The sequence below is a fragment of the Limnospira fusiformis SAG 85.79 genome (assembly GCF_012516315.1).
GTDB classification, from domain to species: Bacteria; Cyanobacteriota; Cyanobacteriia; order Cyanobacteriales; family Microcoleaceae; genus Limnospira; species Limnospira fusiformis.
The window spans coordinates 300,882-323,020 of sequence record NZ_CP051185.1 but is presented as its reverse complement, the minus strand read 5'-3'; the positions used below and the strand labels follow the sequence as shown (position 1 = coordinate 323,020).

The following is a 22,139-nucleotide window of genomic DNA, read 5'->3' as shown; positions in this document are numbered from 1 at the left end:
CCCCGTCAGGGGACGGAAACCAAGTCACCCTTCAGGACGCAGTCCATTACGGATCCTCTCTTTGAGTCCAACCCTACCAATTCCCCCGTCAGGGGACGGAAACTTACCGCACCTAGTTGGGGTGTGGGTGTGATAAACTCATCAAATTCAGGTCCAACCCTACCAATTCCCCCGTCAGGGGACGGAAACACTCTATATTCCCAAATATTCATCTTCATGGTATGGTTTATAACTGTCCAACCCTACCAATTCCCCCGTCAGGGGACGGAAACTTGAAGCCGTACCCGGAGTAGTTAGTACTCCGATAGACCTCCAGTCCAACCCTACCAATTCCCCCGTCAGGGGACGGAAACACGATTCGACCCTTTTCATCGGCCTTATCTAGCATCTGTGGTCCAACCCTACCAATTCCCCCGTCAGGGGACGGAAACATTGGGTAGTTGTGGGGGGTGAATTTTTCCCCACTACTTAAAACCGCGTCCAACCCTACCAATTCCCCCGTCAGGGGACGGAAACGGATTTTATTTCTTCAGTCTCCTGTTTAATGAAACTTCCGACAATGGGTCCAACCCTACCAATTCCCCCGTCAGGGGACGGAAACTAGCCCTGTTTCAGGGATGTTCACTCGCATGAACGCTCCGAAGTCCAACCCTACCAATTCCCCCGTCAGGGGACGGAAACATTAAGGCCTCAGCCCTCTTACTCCTGCAACTTCCCCATTTCTGTCCAACCCTACCAATTCCCCCGTCAGGGGACGGAAACTGTTTATTCTTTGCCTGTTGTCGACCAAGCACCCATGCCTGGATCAGGTCCAACCCTACCAATTCCCCCGTCAGGGGACGGAAACTCCGGCTTGATTTCCGGTTCCGAAATTGGTTCAATTGGTTCGCACTCGTCCAACCCTACCAATTCCCCCGTCAGGGGACGGAAACTTTCCGTGCTGATGGTTAATCTCAAACTGTTAGCCTTTGTCGTGTCCAACCCTACCAATTCCCCCGTCAGGGGACGGAAACAACTTTGTTCCGCAGTGCTTGGACACGGGCAGTCACCATGATATTCTCGTCCAACCCTACCAATTCCCCCGTCAGGGGACGGAAACTCTCTATCCAAGTAGACTAGATTTCTCTATGGTTTGGCACGAAAGTCCAACCCTACCAATTCCCCCGTCAGGGGACGGAAACTTGATACAACTTCAGAAAAACCCACCCAAGCCACTGCCTGACGTCCAACCCTACCAATTCCCCCGTCAGGGGACGGAAACCAGAGACAAACTCATTTAAAGCAGTTAACACATCTTCAATAGGTGTGTCCAACCCTACCAATTCCCCCGTCAGGGGACGGAAACTGCTTCATAGTTCGGTGTTTTCATTTGTTTTGCCTTCTGTGTGTCTGTCCAACCCTACCAATTCCCCCGTCAGGGGACGGAAACTTCTCCGCCTTGTAGGCTTCGATCTGGGAGACTAAATCCCAGTCTTCACACTCGTCCAACCCTACCAATTCCCCGTCAGGGGACGGAAACAGAAGAATGGGGAAAATACCCCCTAATGGAAATGATAAACGCTCTTCGAGGTCCAACCCTACCAATTCCCCGTCAGGGGACGGAAACCTTAAAGAATCCCATCGCGAACGCTGGTTTTCCCACCATATGTGGTCCAACCCTACCAATTCCCCGTCAGGGGACGGAAACCGGGCTAAATTTTCTAGCCAAGAAATTAACCTTTTCTCGCTCGGTCCAACCCTACCAATTCCCCGTCAGGGGACGGAAACGCGCATTTCTTTGCCGTAGAACTACTGCAGGTTTCGGGGGTGTCCAACCCTACCAATTCCCCGTCAGGGGACGGAAACGACCAGAGAGTGGCGTTTGCTTTGACTTCGTAATATTTACAGCGTCCAACCCTACCAATTCCCCGTCAGGGGACGGAAACCGACTAATAGCCCCGACATTAGTGATGAATGACTGCAGCCGTGTGCAACCCTACAAATTCCCCATGAGGGGAGGGAAACGCCCGGTGGTGTGTGGATGTTGTGAGGGTTGAGGTCGTGTCATGGCGGGGTAATTTCGCAGTTGGGGAGGGGGGAAAAAGACGAGTCTGGGGGATAAAACTTGTTGGGGGTGTAGAAGGGTTAGGGTTGGGTTGAGGCGTGCAAAATCCGATTAATAATGCCACTGGTAGAAGTAGGCATTTCCACGGCAATGAGGACGATTTTACCGTTATAGGCTTGAACCGTGGGGGCCTCCGGTAGGGTGTCAATGGTGTAATCACCACCCTTAACATATATATCAGGTTGTAGCTGTTCAATAATCGCCGTAGCAGTGCTTTCTGGAAAAATGACCACTGCATCTACGGGTTTTAACTGGCTGAGAACTTCGGCTCGCTGTAATTCTGGTATAATAGGACGGGGAGGATATCCGGCCGAGTGGGGTTTAATCAGGCGAACAGAGCGATCGCTATTGAGACCCACTACCAGCGATCGCCCCAAACTTTTGGCTTGGGTCAGGTAGCGAATATGTCCAACATGAATCAAGTCAAAACAGCCATTGCTAAAAACTAGAGGTCGCCATTGTTCAGGGTTATAGGCGATCGCCTCCCGTAGTTGTTCCACAGAATAAAGGCCCTCAATCATGATTATCTCTCCTTTCTTTGATATCATTGACCACTACTCAGCCGCGGCTAATTATTAAACAATTCCCACATCTTGGCAAATCTGAAAGTAGTTATATACTAGCCAAAACTGTTATCTTGGCTGTAGACCAACCTAGAGTATCCTTAACCGTCCTATGACATCAACAGCAAACCGTCAATTTTCCTTTCAAGCCTCTTCTAGCATCAAATTAGTTGGGCTAATCCTGATTCTGTCAGCCTTGGTCGATTATTTGGTTCTATTATTTCCCCCCAATTTAACCGATAGGGGTTGGTTAATTCAAACCGCTAGTAGCTTAGTTGACCGAGGCGTAGTTCCCCTGGTAGGAATGGCTCTGGTTTTAATGGGGTATTGGATGGATAGCGTCCTCGGGAATGCTCCTAAGTCTGGTAAAAAAATCTCCGACCTAAGATTGTGGGTTGGTATCCTCGCCAGCTTATTCGGGTTACTTTACCTGCTGATTTTTCCCATGCACCTAAATAATACCCGGTTAGCCCGACGAGATGCTTTATCCGAGATTGGTCAGCAAGCCGCGCAAGCCGAAACTCAACTGGAAAGCCAGTTAGGAAGTCCCCAGTTTCAACAGGAGATTGAACAGCGAAAAGTTGAACTCCGAGCGCAGTTGACTGGCTTAATACAAGACGAGGCACAATTAGATCAGGTGATTGCGGAAGGAAACCTTCCCCCGCAAATTCAACAAGTCCTGGAAGAATCTAGAACTAATCCAGCCGTCCTTGATGAGTTCTTGGAACAGCAAGCCGACTCCCTCCCCGTTCAATTACTTACCCAAATTCGCCAACGCCAACAACAACTAGAAGATGAAACTAAAACGCGATCGCTCAAATCTAGTCTCCAAACCGGGATGAGTAGTTTGCTATTGGCGATCGGTTATATCGTCTTGGGTTGGACGAGTTTAAAAGGCTTAGGCCTCCTGAATAAAGGTCGTCGTAAACCCTCTTCTAACCCCGGATAAAACCCCCCCCCTAGGAATTACTGGCTCCACCCCTGTAAATTAAACCTCAATCAAGGGTTATGTTGCACCAAGATGGAGCCTATTTTTGTACTCTCAATTATCTGGTTTTATGGTTCATAAAATATGACAACCTTTCCCCAATCTATATTATTCACCACCTCACGATAATGTTATCAATTTATATCCTGACTTGTAATGATGAAGTTGATATAGCCGCCTGCATTGAGTCAGCCAGTCAATGTGATGATATAATTGTGGTCGATTCCTTTAGTAGCGATCGCACCGTAGAAATTGCTCAACAGTACCCCGTCCGTGTACTGCAACATAAGTTTGAAAGCCACGGTCGCCAACGGACTTGGATGCTGCGAGAAGTAACCACTAAATATCAGTGGGCGTATATTCTCGAATCTGATGAACGCATGACCCCGGAACTATTCGCCGAGTGTCAAAAACAAACCCAAAACACTGACGGCTATATCGGTTATTATGCAGCCGAAAGAGTCATGTTTATGGGTCGCTGGATTCGCCGCAGTACCCAATACCCCCGTTATCAGATGCGTCTATTTGATAAGCAGCGGGTCTGGTTTACCGATTATGGTCACACGGAGAGAGAAGTCTGTGAGGGTCTTACCAGTTTCCTCCAAGAAACCTATCCCCACTATACCAACAGTAAAGGCATGGCGCGATGGATAGAAAAGCACAACCGTTATTCTACAGATGAAGCCCACGAAACAGTCAAACAATTGCGATCGGGTACGGTAAACTGGAATCACCTATTTTTCGGCAAAACAGAGGTGGAAAGGCGACACGCCTTAAAGGATTTATCTCTGCGTCTACCATTTCGACCCCTAATCCGCTTCGTCTATATGTATTTTATCCTGGGAGGGTTCCTCGACGGTCAACCTGGACTCGCCTGGTGTACTCTACAAGCCTTTTATGAATATCTGATTCTCCTGAAAGTCTGGGAAATCGAAAATATGCCTATTGGCGACCCACAACCTCACCCACAATTGACCATGGACAATGAAACTTCCTCAGTTTCTGGGAAAGGTTTGGGGTGAGGAAGTCTATCTGTAGCGGACTCCCGATAACCCTTCCCCACAAAGTTCAGCGTCAGCGTCAAGACTGGGCTATCATATTCAGACAAGCCCGATTGTTAATTTATTTTTAGCATCAGTATTTTCAACTATGCATCTAAGTGAACTGACCCATCCCAATCAACTCCACGGTTTGTCTATCCATGAACTGGAAGCAGTGGCTCAACAAATCCGTGAAAAGCACCTGGAAACAGTAGCAGCTACTGGCGGTCATTTGGGACCGGGTTTGGGAGTGGTCGAGTTAACCCTAGGACTTTACCAAACCCTAGACCTAGACCGAGATAAAGTCATTTGGGATGTCGGACACCAAGCCTATCCCCACAAAATGATTACTGGACGCTATAACAATTTTAATACCCTACGCCAGAAAGATGGGGTAGCAGGCTACCTGAAACGGTGCGAGAGTCGTTTTGACCATTTTGGAGCCGGACACGCCTCGACAAGCATATCAGCCGCCCTGGGGATGGCTTTGGCTAGGGATATGCAGGGGGATAATTATAAAGTAGTGGCAATTATTGGCGATGGCGCGATGACTGGGGGGATGGCTTTGGAAGCTATTAACCATGCGGGTCATCTACCTAACACTAACTTGATGGTGGTTCTCAATGATAACGAAATGTCGATTTCCCCCAATGTCGGCGCGATTCCTCGTTATTTGAATAAAATGCGTCTGAGCCCCCCCGTGCAATTTTTGAAAGATAATCTGCGGGAACAGTTTAAACAAATTCCCTTTGTGGGTGAGAATTTTACCCCGGAGATGGAACGCCTCAAAGAAGGGATGAAACGGTTGGCTGTACCTAAATTGGGTGCTATTATTGAGGAGCTGGGCTTCACCTATATCGGACCGGTGGATGGTCACAACTTGGAAGATTTGATCGAAACCTTCCAACAAGCTCATGAAATTAAAGGCCCGGTTATGGTTCATGTCTCCACCGTCAAAGGTAAGGGTTATGCGATCGCAGAAAAAGACCAAGTAGGCTATCACGCTCAATCACCCTTTAACCTGGCTACCGGGAAGGCTATTCCCTCCAACAAACCCAAGCCTCCCAGCTATTCCAAAGTGTTTGCAGATACCTTAGTCAAGCTGGCTGAAGATAATTCCCAAATTTTGGGTATCACCGCCGCTATGGCAACAGGTACAGGGTTGGATAAACTACAAGCTAAACTCCCCGAACAGTATATCGATGTCGGTATCGCTGAACAACACGCGGTTACTCTGGCGGCGGGTTTAGCCTGTGAGGGAATGCGTCCGGTAGTGGCGATTTACTCCACCTTCCTACAACGAGCCTATGATCAGATTATCCATGATGTCTGTATCCAAAACTTGCCCGTTTTCTTCTGTTTGGACCGCGCCGGAATTGTAGGGGTAGATGGTCCCACTCACCAGGGAATGTATGATATCGCCTATCTCCGCTGTCTCCCCAATATGACCATTATGGCTCCTAAAGATGAAGCCGAATTGCAGCAAATGCTGGTGACTGGTATTAATCATACTTCAGGACCGATCGCTATGCGCTACCCCCGTGGTTCCGGTAATGGGGTTCCACTTATGGAAGAAGGCTGGGAACCTATTGCGATCGGTAAAGGTGAAATTCTCCGCCAGGGCGATGATCTCCTATTACTCGGCTATGGTACAATGGTTAACACCGCTATGCAGGTGGCTGAGATTCTCGGTGAACACGGCATTGATGCCACTGTGGTTAATGCCAGATTTGTCAAACCCCTAGACACAGAGCTGATTGTACCCTTAGCCCAAAAAATCGGTAAAGTCGTCACCCTGGAAGAAGGCTGCATAATGGGTGGATTTGGTTCCGCAGTAGCAGAAGCACTACTGGATCACGATGTCTTAGTACCTGTTAAGCGGTTCGGCATTCCTGACCAATTGGTGGATCATGCTACACCGGATCAATCCAAAGTTGATCTGGGTCTGACAAGTTCCCAAATTGCTGAAAAAATCCGGGAATTGTTCTTGACCAAAGAACCCTCAACAGTCAACATTCCCCAATAACAAATATAGTCTCTATGGTGCGTCAGCAGGGAATTATCCCCAGGCATTTATATAGCCGGGTTATGACGCACCCGACCGGAGGCTACGGGAGGCGATCGCACTCTTTGGCGAAAATTATTCGATTGGGATTGAAATAGCAGGGGTATGGTGCGATCGCATAATTATGATCGATATTGAGTAGGTTTGACGCACCCTACCTTACCCTAGTTTGAACCCAGAGCCAGAATTTAATCCAAGATTTGCTTTACATCTTAGGACAATAAGGTACAATAACCCCAAAGATTCGCAACTCAATAATGAGTATACGGTCAAACCCCAGACCATGCCAAATTTCCTTGACGACATACTCATCAAGTCGGATTCTTCATGGTAAAATCAAACCATGGTGCGAGACGTTTAGGAGTCAAATAAGGCTGCAATGCCCGAAATAGCCTCCTAGTGGGACTTCCACCCCTTGGTGGAATATAAGGGACTCGTATCCTGACCATCCCATAACTGTTTATATGTCCCGACGCTTGGAGAAATCTGAGCAAGGCAGGGGACTCAAGGTCATAAACAAACTGAGAAATCAGGGAGTAGAGAGTAAAGGCGATAGCCACCCCCAATTTCAGGATACACGATTCTGGGATTGAAGCGGGGAACGGAAGGCGTGAGGTAGAACCTACTACCAAATGCGACCACTGCCAACCATCCATGACTAGGGAAACCGAATGTCTGGCTTGAACCATCGTAATGATTTAGCAGCGTAATAGGTTGCCACGCTGCGCTCAAAAGAGCAAGGGGAAAAGTAGGGTTTTGCATAAAACACCTACACAGACCTTTTTAAGTACCCCGGTGGAGAGGACAAGTCTAAAGATGGAATGCCCATATAAACGGAACGTTTAAACTCCTCATTGGTTCTCCTTATCAAAAAAGTGAGCAATATTACTCACAAGGAGTAGCGAAAAGTGTAAGCGTATACCATTGAGGGGAAAGGATGTGACTGAAAGCCAATGCCTAATTGTAATGATTAGGATATGCCCACTAGTCACGGTGTAGATATGGAGACTGCGACAAGTAGGAGTAATATGACGAGAGCGAGTTTAAAGACTACGAGTTGTATGCCAAGCTCCCAAAGTTGGAATCATAAAGCGGGGGTTCGTAACCCTGTTCCTAGTGACAAAAAGGGTATCTACATTAGGAGCCGTATGAGGTGAAAGTCTCAAGTACGGTTTGGAAGTGGAGTTGGGGAAGGTGACTTCCCTTTCGACCATAACCTTACAAAGCTTTCCGAACCAAACTAAAACTCAATGACCGTCATCGCACCTTGATGGCCAAACACGCGGGTTATGCTCGGTTCGTGTTTAATTGGGGATTACACTTATGGAGGTCAGCTTATGAAGAGGGACTCAAGCCTAATATCAACTCTATTAAAAAGGTTTTTACTCATTATGTGAAACCTCAATATCCTTGGATGTCCGAATTGTCTTCTAAAGTTGATCAATATGCCTTCATTAATCTAGGGGATGCCTTTAAGCGATTCTTCAAAGGAATAAGCAGTTATCCTAAATTTAAGAATAAAGGCCACCATGATAGTTTTACGCTTGACAATTCCGGAAGGCCATTCAATCTGTCAGGAACTCGCCATAAGCTGCCTTTTGTGGGCTGGGTTTCTACATTTGAGGCTCTACCCGAAAGTTGGGTTAAGAAAGTCACTATAACGCGCCAAGCAGGTGACTGGTATATGAGCTTTTTCGTAGAAATCACGCCAGAAATTACACCGAAATATCGAGAGAGAATCGGGGTTGACCTAGGAATTAACAATTTGGCGACTTGCTCCGATGGGACCCAATTCTCTAGTCCCAAGGCTTATAAAGCAGCCACCCAAAAACTAGCTCAATTACAACGTCATTTAAGTCGCAAAGTCAAAGGCTCGAAAAATTGGGCCAAATGTCTCTTAAAAGTTCAAAAGCTACATCAAAGAGTAGCAAACATTCGGCGGGACACGATTCATAAAATAACTACTTTTTTGGCTAAAAACCACAGCCAAGTAGTCATTGAAGATTTGAATGTGTCAGGTATGCTGAAAAATCATGGTTTGGCGGGTTCGATCGCTGATGCTTCATTTTATGAGTTCCGTCGTCAACTAGGTTACAAGGCAGAACGTTATGGTTCAAAGTTGATTATTGCCGATAGATTTTATCCATCCAGTCAACTGTGTTCTAATTGCGGTTATCGTCAAAAAATGCCCCTAGTCCGTCGGACTTTTGAATGTCCAAACTGTGGCTTGAAGATTGATAGAGATTTGAACGCCAGTATAAATTTAGAAAAATCGCCTGGTTCCGACGATTACACTTGTGGACGGGGTGCTGCCGACAGTCCCGGACGAAGCAAGAAATAAACATCAATATCCGGCTATGTCCGGTTTTGTTTAAGTTTTATAGAGCAGTACAACCATTGAATTCTCAACCTGAATCATCACCACTTGAACCTAATTTAACCACAGGCTCTCAGTCCCCCGACGAGCCTATAGATTACCTCAAGCGTCAGGCTGAAGATTTGAGGCAGGAAATTGCCCAACTTCAGATAACTAAGGCAAAATTACAGCAGGAACAAACCGCCCTCACTCAATCTATGGGAAACCTGGTTTCTGAAGCCCTCAGCCAGTTGGAGGCGAGGCGACAGACTCTACAGGTGGAAGTAGAAAAACTCGAACGTCGCCGAGAACGCATTGAGCAAGAAATGCGAACTACTTTTGCAGGGGTTTCTCAGGATTTGGCTATCCGAGTCCAAGGTTTTAAAGATTATTTGGTTGGTAGTCTTCAAGACCTGGCGGCTACCGCAGAACAGCTTGAGTTAATCCCAGAAGAACCCATCACTCCCCCTGCTGCTAGTTCCACTCCCGCAGGTCAGTCGGCGGAGTCCGTGGCTGAACCTGACCCTAATACTCAATTTACGAAGTCGGCTTTTGCTGAACAAACCAAACAAATTCGTCGGATTATTGACCAATACCGCACTAATCCTGACTATTATGGCCCCCCTTGGCAGTTCCGCCGCACTTTTGAGCCTATCCACGCTAAACAGGTTTCTAATTGGTTCTTTAACCAAGGTGGACGCGGTGCGTTGCGGACTATGGGAAGCCGTCTGCAAAATATTCTGGTGGCTTCGGCGACTATATCTATTCTCAGAAGTCTCTATGACAGACGTTTGGGGACTTTGGTTTTGGCGAATAGTCCAGAACGCCTGGGAGAGTGGCGGCGGGGACTTCAAGACTGCTTAGGAATTGACCGCCGTGATTTTGGACCTGAGCGAGGGTTGGGATTATTTGAAGACCCAGAGTTATTGGCTCAAAAAGCGGACAGGTTGGTTAATGATGGTCGGCTTCCGTTTATTATTATTGATGATACAGAGGACAAAATTAGCCTCTCGTTGCTCCAGTTTCCCCTCTGGTTGGCTTTTGCTCCTGACCCACAGGCGGCGGCTCAGTCATCCTTCGATAGGTTTTGAGGGCAGTTGATATAGGCTAGTCGGATTCGGTTTGCAAATTGTCGATGGATGCAGGAAATTTGATTAAATATGGTTAATTGGTTCATTCTCAATGGGGTGGTGTTGGTGGTGGCTTATCTGCTGGGCTCAATTCCTACTGGATATGCGATCGCCCTTTGGTTCTATGGTATTGATATCCGGGCGGAGGGTTCTGGTTCAACTGGCGCAACTAATGTATTAAGAACCTGTGGTAAACTGCCAGCGATCATGGTTTTAGCAGTCGATATTTTGAAGGGTGTCGCTGCTATTGCTATGGTTTTCTGGGTGTATTCCCTCAATGAAACCCGCCAAATTGCTACTATGGCTGGGATTGACTCCCCTCAAGTTTTGGCTTACTCGATAGCCACATTATCTGGCTTAATCGCCGTATTCGGGCATACAATGTCTATATGGATAGGCTTTAAGGGCGGTAAATCTGTGGCTACCAGTTTGGGGATCTTATTTGCTCTCAATTGGCTGCTGGCTTTGGCTACATTGATTGTATTTGGGGTGGTTTTAGCTGTTTCCCGGATTGTATCTTTAAGTTCTATTGCTGGGGCTATCACCATCGCGGCTTTAATGATTATCACCGGACAACCCCTCCCCTACCAAATTTTTGCGATCGCCGCCGGAACTTATGTGATTTGGCGACATCGTAGCAATATCGAGCGGATTTTGCAGGGTACAGAACCCCGCATTGGTCAAAAACTCTCAGCAGACCCTACCCCCTAATTCCCTAATTCCCGGGAGCGATCGCCAGCCGCTTTCACCGCCTTAATTAAAGCCGAGCGAAAACCCGCCGCCTCTAGTTCCGCAATTCCCGCAATAGTTGTACCCCCTGGACTGGTGACGCGATCCTTTAATTCGGCTGGGTGTAATTGAGATTCCCGCAAGAGTTGAGCGGTTCCCCAAACGGTATCCAGAGCCAACTTTGAGGCGATCGCTCTAGGAAGTCCAGCCGCCACTCCTCCATCAGTCAAAGCCTCAATCATAATCGCCACATATCCAGGACCAGAACCCGATAAACCGGTTACCGCATCCATCAAATATTCTGGAACTTCCACCACATCCCCAACTGCTGCTAAAATCTCCGTAGCGCGTTTAATCTGTGCAGGTTCCACGGAACTACCAGCAGCCAAAGCGCTAACTCCGGCTCCTACTGTAGCGGGAGTATTTGGCATAACCCTAATCACTGGAGAGTCTGAAAAAACCCTCTCCAACTTAAACAGGGTAACACCCGCCAAAATAGAGATGATGATAGTACCCGGCTTTAGCAGTCCTTTTAAATCGTCAGCCACCCAGCCAAAAATCTGAGGCTTGACAGCCAGCAACAGCACCTCAGTAGCTTTCGCCACTTCCCGATTATCAGATGTTACCCCAACCCCATATTTGTCAGACAGAAACTGACGGCGATCGCCAGAAGGGTCACTAACCATCACCATTCCCGGGGCATAAATCTGCTTCGCCAACAGACCCGACAGCAAAGCCTCTCCCATGACCCCGCCACCAATCAATCCCAATTTAAACTCACTCATCCGTCCATTATCTCAAAATTTGGGCTAAGGATTAGGGGAGAAGCATAACTATCACCTGCCAAACATCTCCCCTTGTCCCATCGTATCTGCATCACCCGCAACTACTGCATCGCCTGGACCTTTTCTGGTTGCCAAGCCGAGGAAGGACTAGAACTCACGCGGGGACGCACACCGGGAACCTCATTAGCCACCCCACCTTGAGTTCTAACCTGAACACAACTAGGAGCAAACAGAAAGATGCTTTCTCCAATGCGTTCTTGATGACCATCGAGGGCATAAGTGCCACCAGCCACGAAATCTACCGCTCTCTGAGCTTGGTCTGGGTCCATCATCGTCAAATTCAGAACTACAGACTTGCGTTCCTTCAGGGCGCGGATAGCGGCCGGCATTTCTTCAAAAGTGCGAGGTTCCATAACCATCACTTCCGAAATTCCGTTGATCGCTCCTGGCATTCCAATTACATTATTCATTCCTGTTGAACCCATTGTTACTGATTCAGATGTCATATTACCACCTCCGACCGCCGCCACAGCACGTTCACGGGGGCGACGAGACCCACGACGTTCTTCCTCTGACATGAGAGGAGCAGCCTGTGGTTGAGGGGCTTGATACATATTCTGGTATTGTTCCCCTTCCATTTCATCGTATTCGTAATCGTACTCAACTGACTCATTGAGTCCTACGAAATCTCTAAGTTTGCTAAACAGTGTATTCACGGCTCACTCTGCTCCATAAAACTGCCACAAAACGTCACCATTGACATTTTGATATTTACTGCCTGCATTACCCAGACTGTAACCAGTCCCCGGATAGACAGGCCTTGTACCCTAAAGCACAGGGTCAACTAAATTTACACGAGATCCCCAATTGAGGAAACAACCCTTAAAGATCTCATATGTTGAGTAACTGCTCTAAAGATACCGCTCTAGCTGACCTGGTGGGGGCTGATTGTCATCATTTTTTTAGACATTTCCTCCCCTCACACAAAGGCAGATGATTAAAGTTTAACCCGAAAGTTCCTCATCCCCCCTATTGATAGTTCATCAGGTGGACTGCTCTATAAAACTTAAACAAAACCGGACATAGCCGGATATTGACGTTTATTTCTGGCTTCGTCCGGGACTGTCGGCAGCACCCCGTCCACAAGTGTAATCGTCTGAACCAGGCGATTTTTCTAAATTTATACTGGCGTTCAAATCTCTATCAATCTTCAGGCCACAGTTTGGACATTCAAAAGTCCGACGGACTAGGGGCATTTTTTGACGATAACCGCAATTAGAACACAGTTGACTGGATGGATAAAATCTATCGGCAATAATCAACTTTGAACCATAACGTTCTGCCTTGTCACCTAGTTGCCGACGGAACTCATAAAATGAAGCATCAGCGATAGAACCCGCCCAACCATGATTTTTCAGCATTCCAGACACATTCAAATCTTCAATGACTACTTGGCTGTGGTTTTTAGCCAAAAAAGTAGTTATTTTATGAATCGTGTCACGGCGAATATTAGCTACTCTTTGATGTAGCTTTTGAACTTTTAAGAGACATTTGGCCCGATTTTTTGAGCCTTTGACTTTGCGACTTAAATGACGTTGTAATCGAGCTAGTTTTTGGGTGGCTGCTTTATAAGCCTTGGGATTAGAGAATTGGGTCCCATCGGAGCAAGTCGCCCAATTGTTAATTCCTAGGTCTACCCCGATTCTCTCTCGATATTTCGGTGTAATTTCTGGCGTGATTTCTACGAAAAAGCTAATATACCAGTCACCTGCTTGGCGCGTTATAGTGACTTTCTTAACCCCACTTTCGGGTAGAGCCTCAAACGTAGAAACCCAGCCCACAAAAGGCAGCTTATGGCGAGTTCCTGACAACTTGAATGGCTTTCCCGAATTGTCAAGGGTAAAGCTATCATGGTAGCCTTTCTTCTTAAATTTAGGATAACTGCTTATTCCCTTGAAGAAGCGCTTAAAGGCATCCCCTAGATTAATGAAGGCATATTGATCAACTTTAGAAGACAATTCAGATATCCAAGGATATTGAGGTTTCACATAATGAGTAAAAACCTTTTTAATGGAGTTGATATTAGGCTTGAGTCCCTCTTCATAAGCTGACCTCCATAAGTGTAATCCCCAATTAAACACGAACCGAGCATAACCCGCGTGTTTGGCCATCAAGGTGCGATGACGGTCATTGAGTTTTAGTTTGGTTCGGAAAGCTTTGTAAGCCATGATTTTATTTTACCATGAATCCGACTTGATGAGTATGTCGTCAGGGAAATTTGGCATGGTCTGGGGTTTCACCGTATATTCATTATTGAGTTGCGAATCTTTTTGGGTATTGTACCTTATTGTCCTAAGATGTAAAGCAAATCTTGGATTAAATTCTGGCTCCGACCCGATCGCTTTAGATATTCCTTGGGCCGAATATAATTTGTCCCGGTCTAATCATAGTAGCCCCTGCTTCTACGGCTAGTAAATAGTCCCCTGACATACCCATAGATAATTCTGCCATTTTGATATTAGACCAGTTTTGCGCCCCAATTTCAGCCGCTAACTGACGGGTTTTTTCAAAAACCGATCGCGTTTGGGTTTCGGTCAAGCCTTGGGGGGGAATTGTCATTAGACCTTGAATATTTAGGGACTCACAGGCATTAAGCTGGGGTAAATCAGCCAGTAACTCCGGGACTGTCCAACCATATTTGTTAGGATCTGGGAGGATTTTCACCTGTAGGCAGATCCGGGGACAGCGAGACTGTTCTCTAGCCAGGCGATCGAGTCTTTGGGCTAATTTCCAACTATCAACCGAGTGGAGCCAATCAAAATGAGCGATCGCCGTCGCCGCCTTATTGCTTTGTAGATGACCAATCAAGTGCCAAGTAATATCCCTGAGATCTTGCAATTGAAGTTGTTTCGCCTCTGCTTCCTGAACACGATTTTCGCCAAAATCCCTCACTCCGGCTTCATAAGCCAAGCGTATAGCCTCCACCGAAACCGTTTTGGTCACAGCGACCAGTCGCACCTCTGGGGGAATAGCAGCCCGAATTTGGGCAATTCTTTCAGCGATCGAATCAGTCATAGTCAGTCATAGTGGGTTAGTCAAGCTATAGAAAGGTCTGCTGATGAATTATTTGCAGTTTTTTATAAGGCTCCATTTGGCCAGTGCGTCGCAACATTCGCAAACGAATTTCCACTAACATCTTGGCATCGGAGCGGCTTATCGGTTCAAACTTCAAGCCAGCCGGTGATTGAGTCACCAAGAAAAATAGGCGTTGGGCGTAAAGGGTAGTAAATAATTCCTGATTATCTTCAACTGGGCAAACTTTAAAAAGTAAGCCAAAGTTGGGATGGTTCATGTAAGTTTCTGTTGTCATTCCGCCTCACGCATCAGCAAGCACTAACTTAGAAAAAAGGCAATTACCTGGTGTTACTCTGCTATTCGAGCCCGTCTATCAGAGATATATCCCAGAATCAAATAATCAGCCGATTTATCTTGACACTCTCAGGCGCACTTTTCAAGTCATAGCGCCTCGCACCGGGAAGCGGGGAAAGAGTGTTGGTCTTAAGATTCCCAGCCCCAAACCAAACGCATACCCCAAAATATAGTTAAGGCTAATAGGGCGACCCAATCCCACCAATTAATTTGAAGTTGATGCCACTCAACTCGATGTTGGTTAGGACTGGTAAAGCCTCGGACTTTCATGGCATTAGCAATTTGTTCTGCTCTCAATAATAAATTTTCTAGGAGTCGTTCTGCCACCAAAAGCCAAATTTGAGTCGCCCTTCGCCAGCCCAGTTTTTTCCAGTCGATCGCCCTAGTACGCACAGATCTATATAGGTTCTGAATTTCCTCAAGTACCAGGGGAAAGAAACGCAGGGACAGAGTGAGGGTGAGGGCTATTTCTGTTACCGGAATTTTCAGCCGTCGCAATGGTTTCATCAGGCTTTCGATCCCCACAGCAATTTCCTCAGAAGCCGTAGTCAGTAGATATAGATTAGTGCTGTAAACCAGGGTAAACAGCAAGGTACTAATCCGAACACCCAGATCCAGGGAATAGCGGGTAATAGTTAACGGACCCGCTGCCAGCAGAATATAACTATAGGCTGTTGGTTGAGGTAAACCCTCAGTCTCAGTCACCGAATCAGCGGCCGTTGTGGCATTTTCTCCCAGTCCTCCCACTCTCCCAAGACTTTGCATTTCCAAGGCTATCTCATCTCTGGGGAGGCGAGGTTGATGGCTAACACTCAACCCATCAGGTAGGATAGCACTTACTATCAACAATAAGCTACAGAAAGTTAATAGCCAGCCCATTTGTCGCTTCCACACCCGGAACGGAATTGCTGCCACTAGGGTAATCACCATCAATAGCACCACCAACCCCAACCGCCAAAGGGCATTAGAGAGGATCGGTGCAATGAGAAAGCTCATCAACCAGACTAGCTTAATCCGGGAATCAAGGCGATGAAGCCAAGTAATCGGTTGTTCTAAGTATAAACCGATAGGTAGCGATCGCAGTAGGTCCATTTTCTCAACAATTAACTATAGTTGGGGGGATCAATGCCAACTGGGCGCAACTGGTCAGTAATCAAACCTTAGTCGCCCGGTTAGAGGAATTTCTCTCTACTTCCCGCATAGCTTTACCCCGCCATAATAGTCTAATGGGAGTCCCAGCAAATCCCAATTGTTGACGGAACTGGCTTTCCATGTAGCGCCGATAATTATCCCCAAACCGTTTTGGGTCATTCACAAACAAGACAATTGTGGGCGGACTGGAGGTAACTTGAGTTCCATAGTAGATTTTACCCTGTCGTCCTTGGCGACTGGTGGGGGGAGAATGCCAACGGACTGCTTCTTCGATGACTTCATTAATTACCGATGTAGAGACTCGGCGGCGATTTTCTTCGGCGGCTTTGTCCACCAATTTAAAAATTTTCTCAACCCGCTGTCCGGTCATAGCGCTGACAAAAATCATATCTGCCCAATCGAGAAAATACAATCGCGATCGCATTACTTTTTCATACTCTAGGATCGTGTAACTATCCTTTTCCACCGCATCCCATTTATTTACCACAATCACACAGGCGCGCCCGTCATCAGAAATACGACCCGCCAATTTTTGATCTTGGTCTGTGACTCCTTCCACAGCATCAATGACAAACAACACCACATCAGCCCGTCGGATCGCCTTAAAAGCCCGGTTAATCCCAAAAAACTCCGCCCCATACTCAACGTGCTTTTTCCGGCGTATCCCCGCCGTATCTACTAGCCGATAGGTATTGCCATTATGTTCTACGATGGTATCGATCGCATCACGGGTAGTGCCGGAAATTGGACTGACGATCGCCCTTTCCTGACCCAGAAAAGTATTTAATAGGCTAGACTTACCCACATTCGGACGGCCCACAATTGCCACTCGCAATTCTTCGCTGTCCTCATTGTCTGTGGAAGCTGGTAAATTTTCAATCAAAGCATCCAGCAGTTCCCCCGTACCGCTACCATGAATGCTAGAAATCGGAAAAGGGTTTCCCAAACCCAATTCCCAGAATTGCGCCGCCTGAGTCAGTCCCTGGGTAGGAGATTCACATTTATTAACTGCTAAGAGGATCGGAACCTTTTGTTGTCGTAGCCAACTAGCGATCGCCTCATCCCCTCCCGTCGGTCCTGTTTGTCCATCCACCACCAAAATAGCCGCTGTCGCTTCTGCCAAAGCCATCAAGGCCTGTTCTCTAATTAGTGGCAAAAACTCGGTATCATCATCAAAGACTAACCCTCCCGTATCGACTACGGTAAACTCTCGATCCTGCCAATAGGCGGAACGATAGGTGCGATCGCGGGTCATCCCCGGTTGATCATGAACGATCGCATCTTGGGTTTGTGTAAGACGGTTTACCAGTGTAGACTTACCGACATTAGGGCGGCCGATAATGGCAACTATGGGTCGAGACATGGAACTTTCGCCTTATCCAGGCGTTGATAGTGCTAACCCTCTATTGTTACATACTCCGTCACCGTCGCTACCTGTGACCAGCGACCTGTGACCAGCGATCGCTCAACTCAACCTCACCCTAACTTAACAACAGCAAATGGAACGGGCAATTTCCGCATTAGGACTTGTAGTATTTGTAGTCCTCGCCTATTTATTTTCCGGCGATCGTCAGCAGATTCGCTGGCCTACCGTTTTCTGGGGCATTGCCCTGCAAATTTTATTTGCCATTGTGATTCTGAAAACCGCCATAGGATTCGCCATTTTCCAAGCCCTAGGCGCTGCTGTCACCCAGTTTCTCAACTTTTCCGATGCGGGAGCCCAATTTGTATTTGGAGACGATTTTGAGCAGCATTTCATCGCCTTTAAGGTCTTGCCGACCATTGTCTTTTTTTCCTCATTCATCACCATCTTATATCACTATGGCATCTTACAGAAAGTAGTCGAATGGGTAGCATGGTTAATGATGAAAACCCTCAAGACTTCCGGTTCAGAAACCCTCTCCTGTTCCGCCAATATTTTCGTCGGACAAACCGAGGCTCCCTTATTAGTTAAACCCTATATTGCCACCATGACGCGATCGGAAATCCATGCCATGATGACCGGGGGATTTGCCACCGTCGCCGGGGGAGTGTTAGCCGCTTATATTTCCTTTGGTGTTCCCGCAGAACATTTAATTGCCGCTTCCGTAATGTCCGCCCCTGCTAGTTTAGCTATTTCTAAAATATTCTATCCTGAAACCGAGCCTTCCCCCACCGCCGGAAAGGTAAAAATCGAAGTAAAACCCACTTCTGCTAATGCCATTGATGCCGCCGCCACCGGAGCCACTGAAGGCATGAAATTAGCCCTAAATGTCGCCGCCATGCTGATTGCTTTTTTAGGATTATTAGCCCTAGTTAACGGCGTGTTAGGATGGTTAGGAGCCGGGATAGGATTACCTCAACTTTCCTTGGAATGGCTATTTTCTTTTATCTTTGCTCCCGTCGCTTGGTTAATGGGTGTACCTTGGTCAGACTGCGCCACCGTCGGCGTGTTACTGGGTAAGAAGATTATTCTTAATGAATTTATCGCTTATTTAGACCTGAAACAACTCATGGAAAATGCCAATGTTGTAGGTACTACTGAACCCACCATTACTCCCCGGGGGATTTTAATTGCTACATACGCCCTTTGTGGATTTGCTAATATTGGCTCGATCGCCATTCAAATCGGTGGCATTTCCGCGATCGCACCAGAAAGACAAGCAGACCTAGCCCAATTAGGAGTCCGAGCCATGATTGCTGGTTCTCTCGCTTGTTTTATGACCGCTTGTGTGGCGGGTATGTTACTTTAACGCAATAGCAAAATCACCGTTTGTAGTGAGCCAACTATTACCCCCAAAATACCCCCCAGATTAACTATTCCTTGTAATTCACTTTTCACAATTCCATTAACTGCTACTTCTAACTGTTGTGGAGAAGTAGCCATTACCCGTTCTATAATCACTCCATCAAGATTCAAAATCGGAATCGCCTTAGCCACCAATTTCTCTAAGTCTTCTTCTAGGTAGCGTTCCAAAACCAGCGCCAACTCTTGACTAACTAATCCTAGGGAATTATTAACCACTGGGGAAGTTTGCAGCCGCTTTAAAATTAAGGCGGAAACCCTTTCCCAATCAATAGATTTAGTCAACTCCTGAATTAAATCTATACCCTGTTCTTGGACATATTCTCGCACAGTATCCCGGAAAGTTTTGCGTAATTGTCGCACCGTAGACAGCGGCAAATTTTGCATCGAAAGATTCTGCAACCACTCCTTTAGTCGCTCCCTAACACCCAGAGAAGTTAACAGTTTTTCCAGTCGGTGATTAGTTTCTTCTTTTTCATCCAGACAAAAAGTTCTTAACCGGGTTAAAGTCGTGCGGAGACCGAAAATATTAGCCACTACCCAATAGGTTCCCGTGCTTTGTTCCCGGAAGCCTTCGTCAATAATCGAAATATTGCGATCGGTCAGAAAATCAATTAAAGTCAGTCGGATAATTTCTGGGGGAATTACTCGGTCTAATAGCCATTCCGAAAGTTTTTGAGCCTGTTGGTCACTTAGTTGGAACTCCAACATCACTTGATCAAAAATCTGATTTAGCTGCGGCTCTAAAAAATCTTCCCGCCGCGCCATAACCCGCAATATCCTAGGTAAAGATTCCCCCAAAAAGTCCCTCAGAATACCTGCCAAAATTTTTGCGGTTTTCTGTTCTGTATCAGCTTTTACCTGAGCCAGCGCCAGTTGTAATAACCATAAAATCGTCGCTTCAATGCGTTCGGTTTTTAATAGGCGGCGCGCAACTTTCTGGAGTTCCTCTGGTGTCAGCAGGGACTGCATAATAGTATCAGAAACCCTTTTCGCCAGCCTTTCTTGGTTGCGGGGAATTAAACCGGGAGTAAAGGGAAGTTGAATTTTTCCGACCTTTTTGGCTTTATAGGGACGGAATAGCATTTTGATGGCTAGGTCGTTGGTAAAGTAGCCGATAATTCCCCCCAAAATTGGGGGAACGATAAAAATCGATACTTGAGATAAATTGACCATTATGCCACAACATTTCTGCAAATCCCAGGTAACTAGGACAACTGACGAATTGCCTTGTATATTCGCCTTTGTGAATTAGGGTGGTTGTTGGGATCGGGATGTTTCAGCTCATCAACCCCCTGATTCGAGAACCAATACTCCCATCATACCCCCTGCGATCGCATAGTGAGTAGCCCGACTAAAATTCGCTGCCTCTGCTAGGGCGACCTGTTGGGGACCCGTGGGGAATTTTTCTAGGCTAGGGTTAAGGTAGGCGTACTCAGCCTCTAGTCCGAAAGTATTAGCTACTGGAACAACAATGCGATCGAGATACCATTGTTGAAAGGTTTTAAAGGCATTTTCGGGACGGTGAAAATCTAAAATCGCCGCCGTCCCACCGGGTTTCAGGACGCGATGGAGTTCTTTCAGGCTGCGGGGAATGTCTACCACATTACGCAAACCATAACCCATGGTAGCACAGTCAAAGTAATGATCCGGGAAGGGAAGATCCAGTACATCTGCTTCTACCCAGGTAATGGGAGCCGGGGATAGGGTAAAGGGTGGTTGGCGATCGCCAGCAATAGCCAGCAGTTGACGGGAAAAATCCACCCCAACAACTTTTCCTGAGCTACCGACTTTGATAGCCAAAAGTCTGGTTAAGTCACCAGTCCCGCAACATAGATCTAACCCTATATGACCGGGACGAGCGCCACTCCAGTTAACCGCCATTTGTTTCCAAATGCGATGACTCCCAAAACTCAGCCAGTCGTTCATCTGGTCATAGACCGGAGCAATACGGTTAAACAGGTCTTGGATATGTTCTTCGGTTCTATCTAGCTTCATATTTTAAGTTGATTGGTGTAAGCGAGATAAAACTAGAGCCATTTCCTGAGCCACCAACTTAACCGTATACAGGTCATCTGGGGACAGTTGACAGGGTTTTTGCCATTGCAGGGAGAACACTGCGACCACTTGATTGCGATCGATAATGGGGGTACACAGGTGAGCTTGGATATTGGCGCTTTTATAGCGATCGCTTTCCGCTAGATCTGAGTTATTGGGGATATTTATTTCTCCCTGGGCGATTTGAGTAGCGATCGCTTCACTGACAATCGGATCATCAGCCAGCCAACCCTTCGCATCCTCCACGATACCATAGGCTCCGACTGTGGGAGCCAAACTATCTGAGGAAACCACTTGCAGAATCACCCCATCAGCTTCTATCTGTTCTCCAATAGCCTTAGCGATCGCCTGTAGAGTTTCCTCTATCTCCGTCGCCTTGAGTGCCATTCCCATAATATCGCTCAAGAGTTGGATTTGGCTGTTGGCTCGGCATAGTTGCTCTGTCCGCAGTTTCAGCAGTTCATAGGTTTCCGCCGCTCGTTGAACCACCGTTTTTAACTCATTCGGGTCCCAAGGTTTAGTAATGTATTTATAAACTTGGCCGGAATTAATCGCGTCCACCAAGTCTTCAATATCCGTAAAACCCGTGAGAATAATCCGCACCGTGTTAGGGAACTGGGGTACAGTTTTACTGAGAAATTCAGTCCCTTTCATTTCTGGCATCCGTTGATCAGATATGATCACTGCTACCTCCCCTTCCTGAGAGAGAATTTCTAGGGCGCGGACCCCGCTTTCCGCTTTAAAAACGCTAAAGTCTCTCCGAAAGGTACGATATAGCAAATCCAAATTATCTGGTTCATCGTCTACCACCAGCATCTTTGGTTTTTTAGGTCGTCTAATACTCATTAACTGGCGCTTAATGCTTTCTAGGTCTGGAGTTTCCGTTTCCATACTATTGTTACACTACGAGTGATTCCGTGCATTAGGGGATTTAGACTATTATCGCTTTAGCTGC

At 46.9% G+C, this 22,139-nt stretch carries 21 protein-coding genes and 1 CRISPR repeat array; of the genes, 7 read left to right on the top strand and 14 right to left on the bottom strand.

Annotated elements, in window-relative coordinates:
- Positions 1-192 precede the first annotated feature (192 nt).
- The 3 genes from HFV01_RS31915 to HFV01_RS01690 form a co-directional block, all read right to left on the bottom strand.
- Positions 193-372, bottom strand: a complete 180-nt coding sequence (locus HFV01_RS31915) for a hypothetical protein (RefSeq protein ID WP_438861256.1) — start codon at positions 370-372, stop codon at positions 193-195.
- 393 nt (positions 373-765) lie between these two features.
- Complete coding sequence (locus HFV01_RS31910; RefSeq protein WP_438861255.1) at positions 766-981, bottom strand: hypothetical protein; 216 nt, start codon at positions 979-981, stop codon at positions 766-768.
- 501 nt (positions 982-1,482) lie between these two features.
- Positions 1,483-2,004: a CRISPR direct-repeat array (repeat unit 37 nt; unit sequence GTCCAACCCTACCAATTCCCCGTCAGGGGACGGAAAC).
- 120 nt (positions 2,005-2,124) lie between these two features.
- Positions 2,125-2,625: an adenylyltransferase/cytidyltransferase family protein gene (locus HFV01_RS01690; protein WP_006670828.1), complete on the bottom strand. Its 501-nt coding sequence runs from the start codon at positions 2,623-2,625 to the stop codon at positions 2,125-2,127.
- A gap of 154 nt (positions 2,626-2,779) precedes the next feature.
- Between HFV01_RS01690 and hpsJ-B the strand changes: the two genes are divergently transcribed.
- From hpsJ-B to dxs, 3 genes are all read left to right on the top strand, one after another.
- Positions 2,780-3,616: a hormogonium polysaccharide biosynthesis protein HpsJ gene (gene hpsJ-B / locus HFV01_RS01685; protein ID WP_006623363.1), complete on the top strand. Its 837-nt coding sequence runs from the start codon at positions 2,780-2,782 to the stop codon at positions 3,614-3,616.
- 167 nt (positions 3,617-3,783) lie between these two features.
- Complete coding sequence (locus tag HFV01_RS01680) at positions 3,784-4,677, top strand: glycosyltransferase family 2 protein (protein ID WP_193520770.1); 894 nt, start codon at positions 3,784-3,786, stop codon at positions 4,675-4,677.
- Between the two features lie 127 nt (positions 4,678-4,804).
- Entirely contained in the window at positions 4,805-6,721 is a 1,917-nt protein-coding gene (gene dxs / locus HFV01_RS01675) for a 1-deoxy-D-xylulose-5-phosphate synthase (RefSeq protein WP_193520769.1), read from the top strand.
- A gap of 549 nt (positions 6,722-7,270) precedes the next feature.
- On the opposite strand, the gene HFV01_RS01670 is transcribed toward dxs, so the two are convergent.
- On the bottom strand, positions 7,271-7,492 hold the full coding sequence (locus HFV01_RS01670) for a hypothetical protein (RefSeq protein WP_193520191.1): 222 nt from the start codon (positions 7,490-7,492) through the stop codon (positions 7,271-7,273).
- A 538-nt stretch (positions 7,493-8,030) separates the two neighbouring features.
- Between HFV01_RS01670 and HFV01_RS01665 the strand changes: the two genes are divergently transcribed.
- The 3 genes from HFV01_RS01665 (at position 8,031) to plsY (ending at position 10,957) form a co-directional block, all read left to right on the top strand.
- Positions 8,031-9,101: an RNA-guided endonuclease InsQ/TnpB family protein gene (locus HFV01_RS01665; RefSeq protein WP_318286271.1), complete on the top strand. Its 1,071-nt coding sequence runs from the start codon at positions 8,031-8,033 to the stop codon at positions 9,099-9,101.
- A 56-nt stretch (positions 9,102-9,157) separates the two neighbouring features.
- On the top strand, positions 9,158-10,207 hold the full coding sequence (locus HFV01_RS01660; protein WP_006623356.1) for a DUF3086 domain-containing protein: 1,050 nt from the start codon (positions 9,158-9,160) through the stop codon (positions 10,205-10,207).
- A gap of 69 nt (positions 10,208-10,276) precedes the next feature.
- A complete protein-coding gene (gene plsY, locus HFV01_RS01655) occupies positions 10,277-10,957 on the top strand; it encodes a glycerol-3-phosphate 1-O-acyltransferase PlsY (protein WP_008054730.1) in 681 nt (226 codons plus the stop codon).
- Here the strand turns inward: plsY and proC are convergent.
- The 7 genes from proC to der form a co-directional block, all read right to left on the bottom strand.
- Complete coding sequence (gene proC / locus HFV01_RS01650; RefSeq protein ID WP_108614688.1) at positions 10,954-11,760, bottom strand: pyrroline-5-carboxylate reductase; 807 nt, start codon at positions 11,758-11,760, stop codon at positions 10,954-10,956. The genes plsY and proC overlap by 4 nt on opposite strands.
- Positions 11,761-11,861: 101 nt before the next feature.
- Positions 11,862-12,476: a cell division protein SepF gene (locus HFV01_RS01645; RefSeq protein ID WP_006623353.1), complete on the bottom strand. Its 615-nt coding sequence runs from the start codon at positions 12,474-12,476 to the stop codon at positions 11,862-11,864.
- A gap of 384 nt (positions 12,477-12,860) precedes the next feature.
- On the bottom strand, positions 12,861-13,988 hold the full coding sequence (locus HFV01_RS01640; protein WP_193520768.1) for an RNA-guided endonuclease InsQ/TnpB family protein: 1,128 nt from the start codon (positions 13,986-13,988) through the stop codon (positions 12,861-12,863).
- A 175-nt stretch (positions 13,989-14,163) separates the two neighbouring features.
- Positions 14,164-14,835: a YggS family pyridoxal phosphate-dependent enzyme gene (locus HFV01_RS01635; protein ID WP_006623349.1), complete on the bottom strand. Its 672-nt coding sequence runs from the start codon at positions 14,833-14,835 to the stop codon at positions 14,164-14,166.
- 25 nt (positions 14,836-14,860) lie between these two features.
- Positions 14,861-15,130, bottom strand: a complete 270-nt coding sequence (gene pipX, locus HFV01_RS01630; RefSeq protein WP_006623348.1) for a transcriptional coactivator PipX — start codon at positions 15,128-15,130, stop codon at positions 14,861-14,863.
- Positions 15,131-15,318: 188 nt separating this feature from the next.
- A complete protein-coding gene (locus HFV01_RS01625) occupies positions 15,319-16,281 on the bottom strand; it encodes an energy-coupling factor transporter transmembrane component T family protein (protein WP_006623347.1) in 963 nt (320 codons plus the stop codon).
- Between the two features lie 61 nt (positions 16,282-16,342).
- Positions 16,343-17,704 (bottom strand): ribosome biogenesis GTPase Der, encoded by a 1,362-nt coding sequence (gene der, locus HFV01_RS01620; RefSeq protein WP_006670724.1) that lies wholly within the window; start codon positions 17,702-17,704, stop codon positions 16,343-16,345.
- A gap of 136 nt (positions 17,705-17,840) precedes the next feature.
- On the opposite strand from der, the gene HFV01_RS01615 reads away from it, so the two are divergent.
- The gene (locus tag HFV01_RS01615) at positions 17,841-19,073 is read left to right on the top strand and encodes a NupC/NupG family nucleoside CNT transporter (protein WP_006623345.1); all 1,233 of its coding nucleotides are present in this window, start codon (positions 17,841-17,843) and stop codon (positions 19,071-19,073) included.
- Here HFV01_RS01615 and HFV01_RS01610 read toward each other — a convergent pair.
- The 3 genes from HFV01_RS01610 to HFV01_RS01600 form a co-directional block, all read right to left on the bottom strand.
- A complete protein-coding gene (locus HFV01_RS01610; protein WP_006623344.1) occupies positions 19,070-20,302 on the bottom strand; it encodes a DUF445 domain-containing protein in 1,233 nt (410 codons plus the stop codon). The two genes, HFV01_RS01615 and HFV01_RS01610, sit on opposite strands and share 4 nt — an antisense overlap.
- A gap of 111 nt (positions 20,303-20,413) precedes the next feature.
- Complete coding sequence (gene ubiE, locus HFV01_RS01605; RefSeq protein WP_006623343.1) at positions 20,414-21,124, bottom strand: bifunctional demethylmenaquinone methyltransferase/2-methoxy-6-polyprenyl-1,4-benzoquinol methylase UbiE; 711 nt, start codon at positions 21,122-21,124, stop codon at positions 20,414-20,416.
- A gap of 3 nt (positions 21,125-21,127) precedes the next feature.
- Positions 21,128-22,075, bottom strand: coding sequence for a response regulator (locus HFV01_RS01600; RefSeq protein WP_187758250.1), 948 nt, complete (start codon positions 22,073-22,075; stop codon positions 21,128-21,130).
- Positions 22,076-22,139 lie beyond the last annotated feature (64 nt).